17 protein-coding genes are annotated in these 18403 nt (G+C 62.4%); 7 read left to right on the top strand and 10 right to left on the bottom strand.

What is annotated here, in order from left to right; genetic code table 11:
* The first annotated feature begins 48 nt into the window (after positions 1–48).
* Entirely contained in the window at positions 49–2220 is a 2172-nt protein-coding gene (locus ACFY68_RS02745) for a M48 family metalloprotease (protein WP_387523103.1), read from the top strand.
* Positions 2221–2273: 53 nt separating this feature from the next.
* Here the strand turns inward: ACFY68_RS02745 and ACFY68_RS02740 are convergent, their stop codons facing one another.
* The 3 genes from ACFY68_RS02740 to ACFY68_RS02730 form a co-directional block, all read right to left on the bottom strand.
* Positions 2274–3044 (bottom strand): MetQ/NlpA family ABC transporter substrate-binding protein, encoded by a 771-nt coding sequence (locus ACFY68_RS02740; protein ID WP_387523102.1) that lies wholly within the window; start codon positions 3042–3044, stop codon positions 2274–2276.
* A 64-nt stretch (positions 3045–3108) separates the two neighbouring features.
* Positions 3109–3780, bottom strand: a complete 672-nt coding sequence (locus tag ACFY68_RS02735; RefSeq protein ID WP_346612809.1) for a methionine ABC transporter permease — start codon at positions 3778–3780, stop codon at positions 3109–3111.
* A complete protein-coding gene (locus ACFY68_RS02730) occupies positions 3780–4787 on the bottom strand; it encodes a methionine ABC transporter ATP-binding protein (protein WP_346612810.1) in 1008 nt (335 codons plus the stop codon). Before ACFY68_RS02730 ends, ACFY68_RS02735 begins: the two co-directional genes overlap by 1 nt.
* Before the next feature lie 202 nt (positions 4788–4989).
* On the opposite strand from ACFY68_RS02730, the gene katE reads away from it, so the two are divergent.
* Entirely contained in the window at positions 4990–7155 is a 2166-nt protein-coding gene (gene katE / locus ACFY68_RS02725) for a catalase HPII (protein WP_387523099.1), read from the top strand.
* Positions 7156–7260: 105 nt separating this feature from the next.
* Here the strand turns inward: katE and ACFY68_RS02720 are convergent, their stop codons facing one another.
* The 4 genes from ACFY68_RS02720 to zur all read right to left on the bottom strand — a co-directional run bounded on the left by ACFY68_RS02720 (position 7261) and on the right by zur (position 10126).
* Entirely contained in the window at positions 7261–7968 is a 708-nt protein-coding gene (locus ACFY68_RS02720; protein ID WP_387523097.1) for a PA5502 family lipoprotein, read from the bottom strand.
* A gap of 127 nt (positions 7969–8095) precedes the next feature.
* A complete protein-coding gene (gene znuB, locus ACFY68_RS02715) occupies positions 8096–8878 on the bottom strand; it encodes a zinc ABC transporter permease subunit ZnuB (RefSeq protein WP_387523096.1) in 783 nt (260 codons plus the stop codon).
* Positions 8871–9644, bottom strand: coding sequence for a zinc ABC transporter ATP-binding protein ZnuC (gene znuC / locus ACFY68_RS02710; protein WP_387523094.1), 774 nt, complete (start codon positions 9642–9644; stop codon positions 8871–8873). Before znuC ends, znuB begins: the two co-directional genes overlap by 8 nt.
* Positions 9641–10126 (bottom strand): zinc uptake transcriptional repressor Zur, encoded by a 486-nt coding sequence (gene zur / locus ACFY68_RS02705; protein ID WP_387523093.1) that lies wholly within the window; start codon positions 10124–10126, stop codon positions 9641–9643. The genes znuC and zur overlap by 4 nt, the downstream gene beginning before the upstream one ends.
* Before the next feature lie 18 nt (positions 10127–10144).
* Here zur and ACFY68_RS02700 point away from each other — a divergent pair, with 18 nt between their 5' ends.
* Positions 10145–11101, top strand: a complete 957-nt coding sequence (locus ACFY68_RS02700; RefSeq protein WP_387523091.1) for a zinc ABC transporter substrate-binding protein — start codon at positions 10145–10147, stop codon at positions 11099–11101.
* A 211-nt stretch (positions 11102–11312) separates the two neighbouring features.
* Here the strand turns inward: ACFY68_RS02700 and ACFY68_RS02695 are convergent, their stop codons facing one another.
* Positions 11313–12263 carry a homoserine kinase gene (locus tag ACFY68_RS02695; RefSeq protein ID WP_387523089.1) on the bottom strand — a complete coding sequence of 317 codons (951 nt, stop codon included), beginning with the start codon at positions 12261–12263 and terminating at the stop codon, positions 11313–11315.
* Positions 12264–12332: 69 nt separating this feature from the next.
* Positions 12333–12620, bottom strand: coding sequence for a DUF2782 domain-containing protein (locus tag ACFY68_RS02690; protein WP_346612818.1), 288 nt, complete (start codon positions 12618–12620; stop codon positions 12333–12335).
* Between the two features lie 74 nt (positions 12621–12694).
* Between ACFY68_RS02690 and polA the strand changes: the two genes are divergently transcribed.
* Positions 12695–15442 (top strand): DNA polymerase I, encoded by a 2748-nt coding sequence (gene polA, locus ACFY68_RS02685; RefSeq protein WP_387523087.1) that lies wholly within the window; start codon positions 12695–12697, stop codon positions 15440–15442.
* Positions 15443–15819: 377 nt separating this feature from the next.
* Here the strand turns inward: polA and yihA are convergent, their stop codons facing one another.
* Positions 15820–16452: a ribosome biogenesis GTP-binding protein YihA/YsxC gene (gene yihA / locus ACFY68_RS02680; RefSeq protein WP_346612820.1), complete on the bottom strand. Its 633-nt coding sequence runs from the start codon at positions 16450–16452 to the stop codon at positions 15820–15822.
* A gap of 193 nt (positions 16453–16645) precedes the next feature.
* On the opposite strand from yihA, the gene ACFY68_RS02675 reads away from it, so the two are divergent.
* The 3 genes from ACFY68_RS02675 to dsbA all read left to right on the top strand — a co-directional run bounded on the left by ACFY68_RS02675 (position 16646) and on the right by dsbA (position 18386).
* Positions 16646–16948 (top strand): c-type cytochrome, encoded by a 303-nt coding sequence (locus tag ACFY68_RS02675; protein WP_346612821.1) that lies wholly within the window; start codon positions 16646–16648, stop codon positions 16946–16948.
* 31 nt (positions 16949–16979) lie between these two features.
* The gene (locus ACFY68_RS02670) at positions 16980–17597 is read left to right on the top strand and encodes a c-type cytochrome (protein WP_387523085.1); all 618 of its coding nucleotides are present in this window, start codon (positions 16980–16982) and stop codon (positions 17595–17597) included.
* A 153-nt stretch (positions 17598–17750) separates the two neighbouring features.
* Complete coding sequence (gene dsbA, locus ACFY68_RS02665) at positions 17751–18386, top strand: thiol:disulfide interchange protein DsbA (RefSeq protein ID WP_346612823.1); 636 nt, start codon at positions 17751–17753, stop codon at positions 18384–18386.
* Positions 18387–18403 lie beyond the last annotated feature (17 nt).

Here is an 18403-nt window from a genome sequence, read left to right as displayed (position 1 = left end):
CGGGTCGGTTAGGATAGCCGCCCGTACACCTGGCATGGAGAGCCTCAAATGACGTCGCGTGACAAGCGTATTCTGGCCTGGCGCCTGGTCTTGCTGCCACTGTTGCTGATAGCGATGGCGGTTTGGCAAGTACAGCGTGCCGACGCGCACCGTACCCTGCTGCTGGAAGACAAGGCGCAACTGCACGGTTTCATCGCCGAAACGGCACACATGGAAGCGGTAAACGACAGCCGTCGCGTCCAATTCAACGGCAAGGCCTACGAGCCCTACGTGGCCCGCAGCCTGGCCTACAATCGGCTCTATTACGTTGACCGTGAATTGGGCTTTGCCAAGGTCGGCACCTGGTTGGCGCATTTCTCCCTGCGCTTTTCGATCCTGCTGACGCTGCTGGGCGTCGCGTCGTTGCTGGCTTTTCACTGGGCGGGCAAGGCCGCGCTGGTATCAAGGGACCGCCTGGTTCGCCTTTTCTTCACCGTCAGCCAAGTGCTGCCGGTGGTATTGGTCGCCTGTATTCTGTTGCTCACGCTAACCGTCGTGCTGGAGATCGGCTATGAGGCGCTGTGGGTGTTTGCTTTGCAGCAAACGTCCGCAGGGGTAATCAAATTGCAGTTGCTGGTGGGCTTCTTGATGTTGGCGATGCTCTGGCCTTTGTATCGCCTGCCGGGCCAGCTGAAAAACATGTCGCAGCTGTTCAAGAATGAACCCCTCGATATCTACGGGGGCGAGCTCACCGAGCAGCAAGCTCCCGCGTTATGGGCACGGGTGCGCGGCCTGGCCAAGCAAATGGAGGCACTGGAACCGGACAACATCGTGGTCGGCTTCCTGGACGGTTTCTATGTGACATCCAGCGATGTGCTGTTGCACCCCGGCAATCGTAGGTTAGAGGGGCGTACCCTGTACCTCCCATTGCCTTTGCTTGCCGTGATCAGCCGCAATGAAAGCGATGCAGTGATCGCCCACGAACTGGCGCACTTCTCGGGCGAGGACACCGAGTACAGCATGCGCTTCATGCCCATCTACCAGGGTGCCGGGCGCAATATCGGCGTTGTCGGCGAACACATGGAGGCGGGTGTTCTCCAGGGCCTGCTGACACTGCCGGCGTATGCATTGGCGGTGCATTTCATGCAACGTTTCGACGGTGCTGTCAGCCACTGGAGCCGTCAACGCGAGCTGCTGGCCGATGCTGCAGGTGCGCGGATCGCCGGCCCTCAGGCCGTGGTGGACTCATTGGTGCGCATCAGCGCGCTGGAGGTGCTGATCGACCAGCACCAGACCGAGCTATGCAGGGTGCCCGAGGCGTGGCCCGAGGACTTGCTCGTCGCCACGCTTGATTACCTCGCTACACAGGCTATCTGCCTGCCAGACGACGAGCTGGCCGACGGGCTAGGCCATCCCACCGACAGCCACCCACCTACCCGCGAGCGCATCGAGGCGTTGGGCTTGTCTGTGCAGGACGTACGCGGCAGTGAGGCCTTGCGCCCCGTCGTTGCGGCGCAAGCACTGGCTTGCCTTGCCGAGCTGCTCCCGGATCTGAAGGCATTGTCGCTGGAGTTGAGCGCGGCGATCGGCAGCCGCTTGCTGGAGCAGCGCAACGAGGTGCATGAGTACCTGAGGGCCCGCGCCGAGGCTGTAACGGGGACTTGCGTGCTACACGAAGGTGCGCAGTGGCGCGGCCGCTTGCTGGTTGTCGTGTGCATTGCCTGCCTGGGTGCGGCGCTGTGGGTGCGTTTCGGGCTGCATGTGCAAAGTGCCAAGCCTGGGCTGGTTTCCTTCCTGAACTACTCTGCACTCGCCATCGCTGCCGTGGGCGTGTGGGTGGGCGTAATGGGCTGGCGCATGGTCCGCCGCGCGGCTACACCGGCGATGGTCCTGACACCGCATTGCGTCCAGTTTGCCAACACCCCCGAACCGATCGCCTTGCATCAGTTCGACCAGTATGGGATCAAAGTGACGCCGCAGCTTTCGGTGATGTTGAAGTTGGCAGACGACGCACCCTTGCCGGTGTTTCACAAGCGACGCTTCTGGGAGCCGGATGCCAGGTTCGATGCCAAAACCCGTTGGGTCAGCCTGGCGCTCGGCCGCTGGAGTATGGAGGGGAAAGGCCTGAAGGCAGGGGAGCTGGCCGAGCTGGTCGAGCGCTACCTAGAGGCAGGGGCCGCGCGGCAGGCGCTGGAGGAATTCGAAGCGGCGCCATCGGATGTGTCAGGCGCAGGGGCTTAATTGCAGCGGCGCCTCAATCGCCGGCAAGCCGGCGATTGAGTGCAGCCTACGGCTTAGAACGCCGGTACGACAGCACCTTTGTACTTCTCGGTGATGAACTGCTTCACCTCAGCCGAGTGCAGCGCAGCTGCCAGCTTCTTCATATCTTCCGAGTCCTTGTTGTCGGGGCGGGCAACCAGGATGTTCACGTAAGGCGAGTCGCTGCCTTCGATGGCCAGCGCGTCCTTCTCAGGGTTCAGCTTGGCTTCCAGCGCGTAGTTGGTGTTGATCAGGGCGGCATCGACCTGGGTCAGCACACGCGGGATGGTGGCTGCTTCCAGCTCACGGAACTTGATGTTCTTCGGGTTCTCGGCAACGTCTTTCACGGTCGACAGGATGTTGCTGTTGTCCTTGAGCTTGATCACGCCTGCCTTGTCCAGCAGCAGCAAGGCACGGCCGCCGTTGGTGGCGTCGTTGGGGATGACCACGGTGGCGCCGGACGGCAGCTCGTCGAGCTTCTTGTACTTGTTCGAGTACACGCCCAGCGGCTCGATGTGCACGCCGGCAACGCTGACCAGCTGGGTGCCCTTGGCCTTGTTGAACTCATCCAGGTACGGCTGGTGCTGGAAGAAGTTGGCGTCCAGGCGCTTTTCGGCCACCTGCACGTTTGGCTGGATGTAGTCGGTGAACTCTTTCACCTTGAGGTTCACACCGTCTTTAGCCAACTGCGGTTTGACGAAGTTGAGAATCTCGGCGTGTGGCACTGGGGTAGCGGCGACAGTCAGGTCACCGGCGTGGGCCGAAAAGGCCGCAATGGCGGCAGCGACAGCAAGCAGCTTCTTCATGAATCACTCCTTGTGAGGGCCGCGACGGCCCCCGAACGGGTCGGCCAGGCCGACCCTATTGGGGTTACTTACGGGAAAAATGCACGACCAGTTTGTCGCCCAGGCTCTGCAGCACTTGAACCAGTACCAGCAGCATCACCACGGTGACGACCATCACGTCGGTCTGGAAACGCTGGTAACCGAAGCGGATCGCCAGGTCGCCCAGGCCGCCTGCGCCGACCACACCTGCCATGGCGGTGTACGACACCAGGGTGATGGCGGTGACGGTAATGGCTGCGAAGATGCCCGGGCGGGCTTCTGGCAGCAGCGCATTGGTGATGATCTGGCGCGTAGTGGCGCCCATCGACTGGGTGGCCTCGATGATGCCGCGGTCCACTTCACGCAGGGCGGTTTCCACCAGGCGCGCGAAGAATGGCGTGGCACCCACCACCAGCGGCGGGATGGCGCCGGCGACGCCCAGCGAGGTGCCGGTGATCAGCACGGTGAACGGGATCATCACGATCAACAGGATGATGAACGGCAACGAGCGCAGGATGTTGACGATCAATGACAGCAGCGCATACACGCCCTTCTGCTCGAACATCTGCCGCGGGCCGCAGAGGAACAGCAGCACGCCCAGCGGCAGGCCCAGCAGCACGGTGAAGAACAGCGAGCCGAACAGCATGATCATGGTGTCGATGGTGGCCAGCCAGATTTCGGCCCAGTCGACGTTGGCGAAGAAATTCAGGGCGTCCATCAACGCAGTACCTCCATATGTACGTCAGCTGCGGTGAAGCGGTCGAAGGCCGCTTCCATGTCGCCGCCGGTGACGGCCAGGGTCAACTGCCCATAGGGGACGTCCTTGATGCGGTCGATGCGCCCGGCAAGGATGCTGTAGTCCACACCGGTTTCGCGGGCCACGGTGCCCAGCAGCGGCGCATAGGTGGCGTCGCCCTGGAAGGTCAGGCGCACGATGCGGCCCGGTACGTGGGCGAAGTCGTCACGTTGCTCGCCTTCGTCGACCTGCTCGTCTTCCTGGACGAAGCGCTTGGTGGTTGGGTGCTGCGGGTGCAGGAACACCTCGGCCACCGAGCCTTGCTCGACGATCTGCCCGGCATCCATCACCGCCACGCGGTCGCAGACCCGGCGGATCACGTCCATTTCGTGGGTGATCAGCACGATGGTCAGCTTCAGCTCACGGTTGATTTCGGCCAGTAGTTGCAGCACCGACGCCGTGGTCTGCGGGTCGAGGGCGCTGGTGGCCTCGTCGCACAGCAGAATTTTAGGGTTAGTGGACAGGGCGCGGGCGATGCCGACGCGCTGCTTCTGGCCACCCGACAGCTGCGCCGGGTACTTCCTGGCGTGGTCTTGCAGGCCGACGCGGGCCAGCAGCTCGGTGACGCGCTTGTCGATTTCGCTGCGCGAAAGCTCGCCGGCCAGGGTCAGCGGCAGGGCGACGTTGTCTGCAACGGTCTTGGAGGCCAGCAGGTTGAAGTGCTGGAAGATCATCCCGACCTGTTGGCGGAAGCCGCGCAGCTGGGTGGCATTGAACGCGGTCACGTCTTCACCGTCGACGATGATCTTGCCGCCGGAAGGCTCTTCCAGGCGGTTGATCAGGCGCAGCATGGTGCTTTTGCCTGCGCCAGAATGGCCGATCAGGCCGAATACCTGGCCGTCTTCGATGGTCAGGCTGGTCGGATTCAGAGCGGGGATTTCCCTACCGGCGACGCGGTAGGTCTTGTGTACATGTTGGAACTCGATCACGTAGCGAACCTTGTGGGGCGCATGGAATTTGGGGTCAGCGGTTTGCTGGGGTGGCGCATTTTAGCCTTTTCCAATAGCTGTTCTTAGCATTTATTTCGTAATGGACCAACCCAACCGGCATAACGCGACAACTGGTAAAGCTTATTGAACGTAGCCAAAGGCGCTCCAGTCACTACTAGAACAATGCCCCAAGGGCAACCTGATGACTGATGAGGAGGCCAAGATGCCTAGCAAGAAGACGGACACGTCCAAGCAAAGCCAGCTCGCGGGTACTGACACACCTGACCGCGCCAATACCAACGCCAAGGTGCAAAGCCTTGAGGATGTGCGTAGCGACGCCACGGGCGAGGCGCTGCGCACCAACCAGGGTGTGCGCATTGCTGATAACCAGAACACGCTGAAGGCAGGTGACCGTGGGCCGTCGCTGCTCGAAGACTTCATCATGCGTGAGAAAATCACCCACTTCGACCACGAGCGCATTCCTGAGCGCATCGTTCATGCCCGCGGCACCGGCGCGCATGGCTTCTTCCAGAGCTATGGCAACCATGCGCAGCTGACCAAAGCCGGTTTCCTTCAGGACCCGGAAAAGATCACCCCGGTATTCGTTCGCTTTTCCACCGTACAGGGCCCACGGGGTTCGGGCGACACTGTGCGCGACGTTCGTGGTTTTGCAGTGAAGTTCTACACGGATGAGGGCAATTTCGACCTCGTTGGCAACAACATGCCGGTGTTCTTCATTCAGGATGCGATCAAGTTTCCAGACTTCGTCCACGCCGTGAAGCCTGAACCGCACAATGAGACCCCTACCGGCGGTTCCGCCCATGACACCTTCTGGGACTTCGTTTCGCTGGTGCCGGAGTCCGCGCACATGGTGATGTGGGCGATGTCCGACCGCGCCATCCCGCGCAGCCTGCGCATGATGGAAGGGTTTGGCGTGCACACCTTCCGCCTCATCAACGCCGAGGGTGTATCCAGTTTCGTCAAGTTCCACTGGAAGCCGGCTCAGGGCGTGCACTCGGTGCTGTGGGACGAAGCGCAGAAACTGGCGGGCAAGGACGCCGACTTCCACCGTCGTGACCTGTGGGAGGCCATCGAAACCGGCGATTACCCGGAATGGGAGCTGGGCGTGCAGATCGTACCGGAGGCCGATGAGCATAAATTCGATTTCGACCTGCTCGACCCGACCAAGATCATCCCTGAAGAAACGGTGCCGGTGACCCCGCTGGGCAAGATGGTACTCAACCGCAACCCGGACAACTTCTTCGCCGAGGTCGAGCAGGTTGCCTTCTGCCCAGGGCATATCGTGCCGGGCATCGACTTCAGTAATGACCCGCTGCTGCAAGGCCGACTGTTCTCGTATACCGATACACAGCTAAGCCGCCTGGGCGGGCCGAACTTCCACGAGATCCCGATCAACCGGCCGGTGGCGCCCAACTACAATAACCAGCGCGATGCACTGCACCGGCACACCATCCACAAGGGGCGCGCGTCCTACGAGCCGAACTCGATCGACGGCGGTTGGCCCAAGGAAACCCCTGCCGGCCCGCAGGACGGCGGTTTCGAGAGTTATCACGAGCGTATCGACGCTTACAAGATCCGCCAGCGCAGCGAGTCGTTCGGCGATCACTTCTCGCAGGCGCGCTTGTTCTTCCAGAGCTTGAGTGCAAACGAGCAGCAGCACGTTATCAAGGCCTACAGCTTTGAGCTCGGCAAGGTCGAGCGTGAGCCTATTCGCGCCCGTGAGGTGAATGAAATCCTTGCCAATATCGACTTGAAGCTGGCAGCTGCGGTGGCGGCCAACCTTGGCCTGCCAGCCCCAAAAGCCGGCACGGTCAAAGTCAAAGGCAGCAAGCTGGCGCAATCGCCCGCCTTGAGCCAGATGAACCATCCTGGCACGGTTGGCGTGAAGGGGCGCAAGATCGCCTTGCTGGTGGCCGATGGCGTAGACGGCGCCAGTGTCGATCGCCTGGTGAAAGCCCTTGAAGCCCATAGCACGCGCATCCTGTTGCTGGGGCCGACTTCGGCGCCGGTGAAGACGGCCGATGGCAAAGCGCTGCCGGTGGATGCATCGATGGAGGGCATGCCGTCGATCATGTTCGACGGGATCGTCGTGCCGGCGGGCAAGGCGTCACTGGATGCCCTGGCCGCCAGCGGCCTGGCCAAGCACTTCTTGTTGGAGGGCTACAAGCACCTCAAGGCGATTACCTTGGCCAGTGAAGGCAAGGGCCTGCTCGGGGCGCTGGGGCTCAAGGAAGACAAGGGCCTGGTGCTGGGGGATGACCAGAAGAGCGTGGATGCTTTTGTCAAAGCGGTCGCGGGGCACCGGGTTTGGGAAAGGGAGGCGGCTGCGGAGGGTGTTCCTGCGTAAAGGGGCTGCGTTGCAGCCCATCGCCGGCAAGCCGGCTCCCACGGATGCTCCACAGTTTTCAAGAGCTGTGGGGTGCCTGTGGGAGAGGGCTTGCCTGCGAAGCACTCAATGCTGATGCGGGACCAAGACTACCTGGGCCGGCAATTTGCGTTGAATTTCATGCTTCTGCTTCAGCGTAAAGCTGCTGTCGAGCTTGTGAACGCGCTTCGCCAGCAGGTTTTTCAACCACGGCGCATCCTCGGTGCGTGGCACCTGGAACACCACTTCACACTGGTAATTCACCACGTCTTTGGCAATTTCATCGAGCTGTCGGCGCATGGCCGCGATATCCGTGGTCTTCAGTGCAATGACTGTGCTCGGCGCTGTCGGGTCTATCACCCGTGCCATGGGTTTGGCTTCGGCCGCTTTCAACGCAGCCTCGGCCTTTTCCAGCTCTGCCTTGCGGGCCTGGCTGACGGCGTCACCGCCCGTCACCGCAGGTGCTTGCGGCATCAGCGCACGCGCGCGGGCCAGCGCGGTGGCGGCAGCGTTCACATCGCCCTTTTGCAGGACGATCTGGCTGCGCTTTAGGTATGCCTCGGCCAACTGCCGCTGGAACGGCTCCAGGCGCGCATCGTCAGGCGATTGCGCCTGCAGTGAGGCCAACTGGTCTTCGGCAGTGGCCAATTCATTGCTGGTGATACTTTGCTGCAGCTGCTGCCAGGCATCGGCTTGGGCAGGTGCACTGGCCTGCTCGACCGGCGCGCTGGAACACGCGGCCAGGAACAGGGAAAACGCGGCAACAAGCAGATAACGGGATGCGAACGGCTTCATTCCTGCGACTCTCTATTTGCGCAAAAAGCGAGCAAGTCTACACCCAGGTGCGCACGCTCGAAAACAAGTCTTACAGACCTTTTACCCGCGGAAAGGTTGCAGGGTGCGCCTTGGCACACCCCGGTTTTCAGCGTTTTGGCAGGGCCAGGCTCAGCAAGAATAGCACCGCCGCGCAGACCACGATCGATGGGCCGGCCGGCGTGTCCTTGAACCAAGACATGGCCAGGCCGCCGCATACCGCGGTTACACCCAGCAGGCTGGCGCCCAGGGCCATCTGCTCCGGCGAGCGTGCGTGGCGTTGTGCCGCAGCCGCCGGGATGATCAGCAGTGAGGTGATCAACAGCACACCGACGATTTTCATGGCTACGGCGATTACCACAGCAATCAGCAGCATCAGCGCCATGCGCAGGCCGGCAACTGGCAAGCCTTCGACCATGGCCAGCTCCTCGTGCACGGTGACCGCCAGCAACGGCCGCCACAGGGCTGCAAGCAGCAGCAACACCAGCGCGCTGCCGCCGAGTATCCAGGCGAGGTCCGTGGTGCTGATGGCCAGCAGGTCACCGAACAGGTAGGCCATCAGGTCGATGCGCACGTCGTGCATGAAGCTCAGCACCACCAAACCTAGAGACAGGGTACTGGGCGCGAGGATGCCCAGCAGCGTGTCGGACGCCAGCGGCTGGCGTTGCTGCAGGGTCACCAGCAGGATCGCCAGCAGCAGGCAGCCGACGGTTACCGCCAGCGCGGGGCTGACATCCAGCACGAAGCCCATGGCCACGCCCAGCAGGGCCGCGTGGGACAACGTGTCGCCGAAATAGGCCATGCGCCGCCACACCACGAATGAGCCCAGTGGGCCAGCCACCAGCGCCAGGGAAAGACCCGCGAGCAGGGCGTAGAGAAGAAAATCAGCCATGCTTGCAGTGGTCTCCGTGAACATGGGTGCCAGGGGCGACCACCGAGCCATGCAGGTCGTGGCTGTGGTCGTGGTGGTGGTGGTAGACGGCAAGGCTCGGGGCGTTCTGGCCGAACAGCTCGACGAAGGCCGGGTCGTTGCTGACTTGCTCGGGGTGGCCTGAGCAGCACACATGGCGGTTCAGGCAGACCACCTGGTCGGTGGCGCTCATCACCAGGTGCAGATCGTGCGAAACCATCAGCACGCCGCAGCCGTGGCGGTCGCGCAGGCGGGTGATGAGGTTGTACAGCTCGGTCTGGCCGACCACGTCGACGCCTTGTACCGGCTCATCCAGCACCAGCAGCTGCGGCTCGCGCAGCAGCGCCCGGGCCAATAGCACACGTTGCATCTCGCCGCCGGAGATGGTCTGGATCGGGCTATCGATAACCTGCTCGGCGCCTACTTCCTGCAGTGCCGACAGGGCTGCCGCGCGGTCTACACCGGGCACCAGGCGCAAAAAGCGCAGTACTGACAATGGCAGCGTGGCGTCCACCTGAATTTTTTGCGGCATGTAGCCGATGCGCAGTTTCGGCTTGCGCCAGACCTTGCCGCGATGCGGCTTGAGCAGCCCTAACACGGCACGCACCAGCGTGGTTTTGCCAGCCCCGTTGGGGCCGATCAGGGTCACGATCTGGCCGGGTGCCACCGAGAGGTCGATGCTGTCGAGCACCGCCTCGCCGCCAAACGTGACGCCGACCTGCTCAAGGCGGATCAGTGCGTCGCTCATGCCGCCCCCCGGCAGTTGCCGCACAGGCCGACGATCTCCACCGTCTGCGTTTCGACGCTGAAGCCCACGCCCTTGGCGCTGTCGATGATCGCATCGCTGATGCTGTCCTGCTCCAGCTCAATGGCCACATGGCACTCGCGGCAGATCAGGAACTGGCCCTGGTGCGCATGTTCCGGGTGGCTGCAGCCGATGAAGGCGTTGAGCGACGCGATACGGTGCACAAGGCCATTCTCCAGAAGGAAATCCAGCGCCCGATAGACGGTCGGCGGCGCTGCGCGGCGGCCGTCTTGTTCGCTGAGCACGGCGAGGATGTCGTAGGCGCCCAGCGGTTTGTGGCTCTGCCACACCAGCTCCAGCACACGGCGGCGCAGCGCGGTCAGGCGCAGGCCCTGGCGGGTGCACAGCACCTCGGCCTCGGCCAAGGCGCTGTGCACGCAATGGGAATGATCGTGGGGACGGTGAGCCAGCGGCGTGATGGACATGGGCAGCGACGGTTCTGGATGGAGACGTTATTATGTTACCTGTTTCTGACGACTCGAGTATTCACCGTGTCCCGATTCCTTGTGCTTTTTGTCGCTTTCCTCGCCTGCTCGGCGCAGGCCGATGTACGTGTGCTGACCAGTATCAAACCGCTGCAGCAGATTGCCGCCGCCGTACAGGACGGTGTTGGCACGCCCGAGGTGCTGCTGCCGCCCGGCGCTTCGCCGCACCATTACGCCCTGCGCCCGTCGGACGTTCGCCGCGTCGGCGATGCCGACCTGCTGTACTGGATTGGCCCGGACATGGAGGGCTTCCTGCCGCGGGTGCTGGGCAGCCGCAGCAAGCCGACGGTGGCTGTGCAGTCGCTGGCGGGCATGTCGCTGCGCCACTTTGGCGAGGACAGCCATTCCCACGAAGGCGATGACCACGACGACCATGACCACGATCACCGCCCAGGCAGCCTGGACGCTCACTTGTGGTTATCGTCGGTGAACGCCCGGGTCATTGCCACGAAGATGGCGGCGGACCTGGCGGCGGCGGACCCAGCCAACGCGGCGCGCTACCAGAGCAACCTCAAAGCCTTCACCGAACGCCTGGATGGCCTGGATGCGCGTATCAAGGCGAGGGTGGCGGGCATTGCCGACAAGCCCTACTTCGTGTTCCACGAAGCGTTCGACTACTTTGAGTCGGCTTATGGCCTTAAGCACACCGGCGTGTTCAGCGTGGCTGCCGAAGTGCAGCCGGGCGCGCAGCATGTGGCGGCCATGCGTAAGCGCTTGCAGGAAGTGGGCAAGACCTGTGTGTTCAGCGAACCGCCGCTGCGGCCGCGGTTGGCGGAGACGCTGACGGCCGGGTTGCCGGTGCGGTTGGCGGAGCTGGATGCGCTGGGTGGGAACGATCCGGTGGATGCCAAAGGTTACGAGCGTTTGCTGGATAAGTTGGGCAATGACTTGGTGGGGTGCCTGGAGCAGCTTTGACAACAGTGCCGGCCTCATCGCGGGCAAGTCCGCTCCTACCGGTTGGTCACTGCCCTTGAGGACGGTGGTGTACCTGTAGGAGCGGGCTTGCCCGCGATGAGGCCGCCGCAGTGCCTAGAGCAGCTCTAAACACTTTCCGGCCTCTCGCGGATGAATCCGCTCCTACAGGTTCACAAAGGCCCTTGTAGGAGCGGATTCATCCGCGAAGGGGTTACAAGGCGAACGGCAGGTGCAATGCCACCTGCTGTCGCTGCGCCAAACGCACTTCGAACTCGCTCGGGTCATGGATCATCACATCCATACCCGCGAACGATTCGGCCGCGATCAAGCGCGACAGCCAGAAGCGCACGCACCCTACCCGCAACATTTCTGGCCACAACTCGGCCTCGGCTGCCGTGAACGGCCGCAGCGCCGCGTAGGCCGCCAGCAACGCCTGGGCGCGGGGCACATCGATTGCGCCGTGCTCGTCCAGGCACCAGTCGTTCACGGTGATGGCGATGTCATACAGCATCGGCCCCGAGCAGGCGTTGTAGAAGTCGATCACGCCGGTCAGGTGAGTGCCTTCGAACATCACGTTGTCGCGGAACAGGTCGGCATGCAGATTGGCCCGGGGCAAGGCCAGGATCTGCGCCTTGTGCGCGATGATTTCGTCCAGCGCGGGCTGCAGCAGCGCTGCCTGTTCGGCGGTCAGGCGCGGCATCAGCTCGGCGCCGGACGCCAGCATCCAGTCCAGCCCGCGGTCGGTCTTGCGCTCGATGACATGGTCGCGGGTGGCCAGATGAATGTGCGCCAGCAGCTCGCCGACCTGGGCGCAATGCTGATTGTTCGGGGCCTTGATGTGCTTGCCGGCCAGCCGCGGTTGCAGAAGCGCCGGCTTGCCGCACAGCTCGCGCAGGCCATTGCCGTCGCGGTCACGGATGGCGTAAGGCACCGGCATGTCGGCAGCGTGCAGGGTGTCGAGCAGTTCGATGAAGAACGGCATGTCCTCGCTGGGCCCGCGCTCGATCAGCGTCAGGACGAACTCCCCCTGTTCGAGGCTGACGAAGAAATTGCTGTTTTCGGTGCCGGCGGCAATGCCCTGGAAGTCGAGCAGACGGCCCAGCTGGTACGGCGCCAGAAAAGTTTCCAGCTCAGGCCGGGTCACGGGGGTGAAGACTGACATGATGAAAAAATGCCCATACGGGCACTTCCGCCGGGAAGTGCCGGGTTGATGTGAACGATACGCGTCAGATTACCACTCGAAGATCTTCCAGGACGGGATCAGCATGTCCGGTTGGTCGGAACGAATGAAATTGCCATCAGAGCCATCGGCGCGTACCAGAAAATAAGGCTTGCCGTTTTTCGGTGTGATCTTGATCGCATACAGGAAGCCGTTCTGCCGGTATTCCTGGATGGTTTTATCGCCTTCCGTGCGAATGGTCACCTCGGGATCTGCCGAGGGGGCGTCGTCCGCCGCCAGGGTGACGACTGGCATGGTTGCCATCAGGCCGAGCAGTAACAGGCGATTGAGTGTACGCATGATAACCTTGTCCCTTTGTCGTCATTGATCCGGCTATTCTAGCTCCGGACCCGCCGAAAAGGTTGATTCTGCTCATGAGCCAAGCGCCCCTCGTCCTGGTGGACGGTTCCTCCTACCTTTACCGCGCCTTCCACGCGCTGCCGCCGCTGACCACCTCCAAAGGCATGCCCACCGGCGCGGTCAAAGGTGTGCTGAACATGCTCAAGAGCCTGCGCAAGCAATACCCCGACAGCCTGTTCGCGGTGGTCTTCGACGCCAAAGGCGGCACTTTCCGCGATGCCATGTTCGCCGAGTACAAGGCCAACCGCCCAAGCATGCCGGATGACCTGCGGGTGCAGGTCGAGCCCCTGCATGCCAGCGTCAAGGCTCTGGGTTACCCGCTGCTGTGCGTCGAAGGCGTTGAGGCCGACGACGTGATCGGCACCTTGGCACGCAGCAGCGCAGCCATGGGCCGGCCGGTGATCATTTCGACCGGTGACAAGGACATGGCCCAGTTGGTGGACGACCACGTCACTCTGGTCAACACCATGACCGGCAGCGTCATGGACGTCGCCGGCGTGCACGAGAAGTTCGGCGTCGGCCCGGAACACATCATCGATTTCCTCGCCCTGATGGGCGACAAGGTCGACAACATCCCGGGCGTTCCTGGTGTTGGCGAAAAGACTGCGGTGGGCTTGCTGACCGGTATCGGCGGTGGCCTCAGCGACCTGTATGCCAACCTCGACAAAGTGCCGACGCTGGCAATCCGCGGCGCCAAGACCTTGCCGGCCAAGCTTGAAGAGCACCGCGACGCGGCGTTCATGTCCTACGAACTGGCGACCATCAAGCTCGACGTGCCGCTCGATATCGAAGTGGATGCGCTGGTGTGTGGCGAGCCGGACCGCGAGGCGCTACTGGCGCTATATACCGAAATGGAGTTCAAGAGCTGGATTGCTGACGTGCAGCGTGACGCCGCCAGGGCCGGTACTGAAATTGCGCCGGCCGAGGCGCCTGTGGAAAAGGTCGAGCCGAAGTACGAAACCATCCTCGACCAGGCCCGCTTTGACGCCTGGCTGGAGAAGCTGCGCCAGGCGCCGCTGTTCGCGTTCGATACCGAAACCACCAGCCTGGATGCGCAACAGGCGCAGCTGGTTGGCCTGTCCTTCGCCGTGCAGGCCCACGAAGCGGCGTACGTGCCGCTGGCCCACGACTACGAAGGGGCTCCGGTTCAGCTGGATCGCGAAGCCGTGTTGCTGGCGTTGAAACCGCTGCTGGAAGACCCGGCCAAGGCCAAGGTCGGGCAGAACGCCAAGTACGACATCAATATCCTCGCCAATGGCTCGCCGGCCATCCAGATGCAGGGGGTGGCCTACGACACCATGCTGGAATCGTACGTGCTGAACTCCACCGCCACCCGTCACGACATGGACAGCCTGGCGCAGAAGTACCTCGACCACGCAACCATCTCGTTCGAGGACATCGCCGGCAAGGGCGCCAAGCAGCTGACCTTCAACCAGATCCACCTGGATAAGGCCGGCCCGTACGCGGCGGAAGATGCCGACATCACCCTGCGCCTGCACCAGGCGCTGCAAGCCCGCCTGGCCCAGACGCCGAGCGTGCAGCCCGTGCTGATGGACATCGAAATGCCGCTGGTGCCGGTGCTGGCCAAGATCGAGCGCCAAGGTGCGTTGGTCGATGCCGCCTTGCTGCAGGTACAGAGCGGTGAGCTGGGTGTGAAGATGGCCGACCTTGAACGGCGCGCCTACGAGCTGGCCGGTGAAGAATTCAACCTGGGCTCGCCCAAGCAGCTTGGCTCGATCCTCTACGACAAGCTGGGCATGCCAGTACTGAGCAAGACCGCCAAGGGCCAGCCGTCCACGGCCGAAGCGGTACTCGACGACCTGGCCGTGCAGGGCTACCCGCTGCCCGAGGTACTGATGCAGTACCGCAGCCTGAGCAAGCTCAAGAGCACCTACACCGACAAGCTGCCGGGGCAGATCAACCCGCGCACCGGGCGAATCCATACCTCCTACCAGCAGGCGGTAGCCGCTACCGGTCGTTTGTCGTCAAGCGACCCGAACCTGCAGAACATCCCCATCCGTACGGCCGAAGGCCGGCGCATTCGCCAGGCCTTCGTCGCAAGCCCCGGCTACAAGCTGCTGGCGGCGGACTATTCGCAGATCGAACTGCGCATCATGGCCCACCTGGCCAAGGATGAAGGCCTGCTGCACGCCTTCCGCAACGACCTCGATGTGCACCGTGCCACGGCGGCAGAGGTATTCGGGGTTGCGCTGGAAGCGGTTACGACCGATCAGCGGCGCAGCGCCAAAGCGATCAACTTCGGCCTGATCTACGGCATGAGTGCCTTCGGCCTGGCCAAGCAGATCGGCGTGGACCGTAAGCAGTCGCAGGACTATATCGACCGCTATTTCGCCCGCTACCCCGGCGTACTGGCTTACATGGAGCGCACCCGCGCCCAGGCGGCGGAACAAGGTTTCGTCGAGACCCTGTTCGGGCGTCGCCTGTACCTGCCGGACATCAATGCCAAGAACCCGGCCCTGCGCAAAGGCGCGGAACGCACCGCGATCAACGCCCCGATGCAGGGCACTGCCGCCGATATCATCAAGCGGGCAATGGTCAATGTGGATAACTGGCTGAGCGAAAGCGGGCTGGACGCGCGCGTGATCCTGCAGGTGCACGACGAATTGGTGCTGGAAGTGCGCGAAGACCTGCTGGAGCAGGTGAAGGATGAAATTCGCGGGCACATGAGCCGCGCCGCACAACTGGATGTGCCGCTGCTGGTAGAAGTAGGTGTTGGCTCGAATTGGGATGAAGCTCACTGATTGAGCCGGGAAACCTGTGTAGGATCTGCGTTGTAGCGACGCGGATCCTGGCATGGCTCGATGCCATTAGTTCTACGGTTTCATGAAACTATCGCAAATAGTTTTGCGAGCTTCGGAACTAAACCGGTGAAGCGGAACTCAGAGTAACTGAATGGCTGGTGAAGCCCTTCGATGCTCCTATGTTGTGTTAAGTGTTGGCAGATACCTGGACCCCGCCCTAGCGGTCCAGACTTGAACCCCGAACTTCCCCCTCCCCATACGAAGTCCGGGGTTTTTTTTGCCCGCAATTCCTGGTTTTCGCGGCCCCTTGTGGGAGCGGCCTTGCCGCGATGGGCCGCAAAGCGGCCCCAGCATTCCATTGTCGTCTGTTGCAGGCCTCAGGCTACCGGCTTGTCTTCCAGCTCCATCCAACCCGCCAGCACCCGGTAGGCCTCTTCCAGCCCCAGGCGCTTTGGTGCCGAGAACAGCTGGATGGTCACCCCATCCCCCCAGCCCTTGCGGATTTCCGACTGGACTTTGAGCAGGGTGTTCTTGCCCGCGCCGTGGGTCAGCTTGTCGGCCTTGGTCAGCAGGATGTGCATCGGCATGCCGCTGGCGCGGGCCCAATCGAGCATCATCTTGTCGAAGTCGGTCATCGGGTGGCGCACATCCATCATCAGGATCACGCCGCGCAGGCATTCGCGGCCGCCCAGGTAGGCTTCCAGGTGGCGCTGCCAGTGTTGCTTGAGCGGGATCGGGACTTTTGCATATCCGTAGCCCGGCAGGTCGACCAATCGCCGTTCATCGTCCAGACTGAAGAAATTCAACAGCTGGGTGCGCCCTGGGGTCTTCGAGGTACGCGCCAAGCTGGCATGAGTCAGGGTATTGAGGGCGCTGGATTTGCCGGCGTTGGAACGGCCGGCGAAAGCCACCTCGTAACCCTGGTCGTCCGGGCATTGTTCGACCTTGGCAGCGCTGAGGGCGAATGTGGCTTTCTGGCAGAGGCCGAGGATGGGGTTCTTGACTTGCATGGGATATCCGATGTGGGTGTTGCCAAAGCCTAGGCCGGCAAGCGGTGTCGTTTCCGTTTGGATGGCGGAAGTATATAATGCCCCAGTTTTTGTGTGCTCATTATCCCGGCGAAGGAGAATGGGCATGGGGTGTCGAACAATAGCTCGCGCATCAGAACGCAGCGCGTCCCCCAACCCTGTCAGGTCGTTTCGCTTGGCGAAATGGCTGCTAGCTGTCGGTATGTTCCTGCCGTTTTTCAGCGCACAGGCTACACAGGATCCCGAGGCGTTGTACAACCGCACGTGTGCGGCCTGTCACGCCGGGCAGTTGCCACAGGCGCCCAGGAAGGGTGACCGGGCAGCCTGGGAGCCAAGGCTGGCGCAAGGCATGGAGGTACTCATGACGCATGTTTTTCAGGGTTTCAAGGCTATGCCGCCGCGTGGATTGTGCATGGACTGCAGTGCCGAGGACTACCGTTTGGTCATCCTTTGGATGAGCGGCAGTCCCGATACATAACATTTCACCCTTAGCCGTGTTGGATTAGCTGATGAACAAACTAGTCGTGAGTCTGCTGTTGACCATGGGTGTCGCAGGTGCGGCCACTGCTGCGCAACCTATAAAAGGCGATGCCGCCGCCGGCCAGGCCAAGACGGCCATCTGTGGTGCCTGCCACAACCCGGACGGCAATAGCCTGGCGCCGAACTTCCCGAAACTGGCCGGCCAGGGCCAGCGTTACCTCGAAAAACAACTGCACGAGATCAAGTCCGGCAAGCGTACGGTGCTGGAAATGACCGGCATGCTGACGAATTTCAATGACCAGGACCTGGCCGACATCGCCGCCTACTTCGCCAGCCAGAAAGGCAGCGTCGGCGCCGCCGATCCCAAGCTGGTCGACCGCGGCCGTGAGCTGTTCAACGGCGGCGACCTGGAAAAAGGCCTGCCCGCCTGTACCGGCTGCCACTCGCCCAACGGCGCAGGCATCGCCTTGGCCGGCTTCCCGCACCTCAGCGGCCAGCATACCCAGTACATCACCAAGCAGCTCACCGACTTCCGCGAAGGCAACCGCACCAATGACGGCGACGCGATGACCATGCGCACCATTGCCGGCAAGCTGAGCAACCATGATATCGAAGCGTTGGCCAGCTACATCCAGGGCCTGCATTAACGTTCGGTTAATGCTGTAACGCTAAAGATGAAAGGGCGGCGCGGATCGCCCTTTTTTCAGTCCGCAGCCGTTACACTACAGAACTCGGGCCCTTCCCGACCTGTCTCAACACAGGTCGCGTCGAGGCGACCAATGACTGCTCAGGAGTAAAGCATGCGTAAACTGATTCTCAGCGCTGCGCTGGTCGCCGCCAGCGTATTCGGTATGGCCGCCGTCCAGGCCGCCGAGCCTGCCACGGCCGGCAAGGAATACCTCGAGCTGAGCAACCCTGTCCCGGTATCCGTCCCTGGCAAGATCGAAGTGGTCGAGCTGTTCTGGTACGGCTGCCCTCACTGCTACCACTTCGAGCCGGTAATCAACCCTTGGGTTGAAAAACTGCCCAAGGACGTCAACTTCAAGCGCGTGCCTGCCATGTTCGGCGGCCCCTGGGATGCCCACGGCCAGATGTTCCTGACCCTCGAAGCCATGGGCGTGGAGCACAAAGTACACGCGGCGGTGTTCGATGCCATCCAGAACAAGCGCATGCACCTGACCAAGCCTGACGAAATGGCCGATTTCCTCGCCACCCAGGGCGTCGACAAGGACAAGTTCCTCGCCACCTTCAACTCGTTCGCCATCAAAGGCCAGGTCAACCAGGCCAAGGAGCTTGCGAAGAAGTACGAAATCACCGGTGTACCGAGCATGGTGGTCAACGGCAAGTACCGCTTCGACCTCGGCACCGCTCAAGGCCCGGAAGGCGTGCTGAACGTTGCCGACCAGCTGATCGAGAAGGAGCGCGCCGCTAAGTAAGCGGCGAACCCCATGCG

It is taken from the genome of Pseudomonas sp. NPDC012596 (genome assembly GCF_042902325.1).
In the GTDB taxonomy this organism is placed as follows: domain Bacteria; phylum Pseudomonadota; class Gammaproteobacteria; order Pseudomonadales; family Pseudomonadaceae; genus Aquipseudomonas.
The sequence above is the reverse complement of the archived record's forward strand: the minus strand, read 5'-3'. Positions and strand labels throughout refer to the sequence as shown.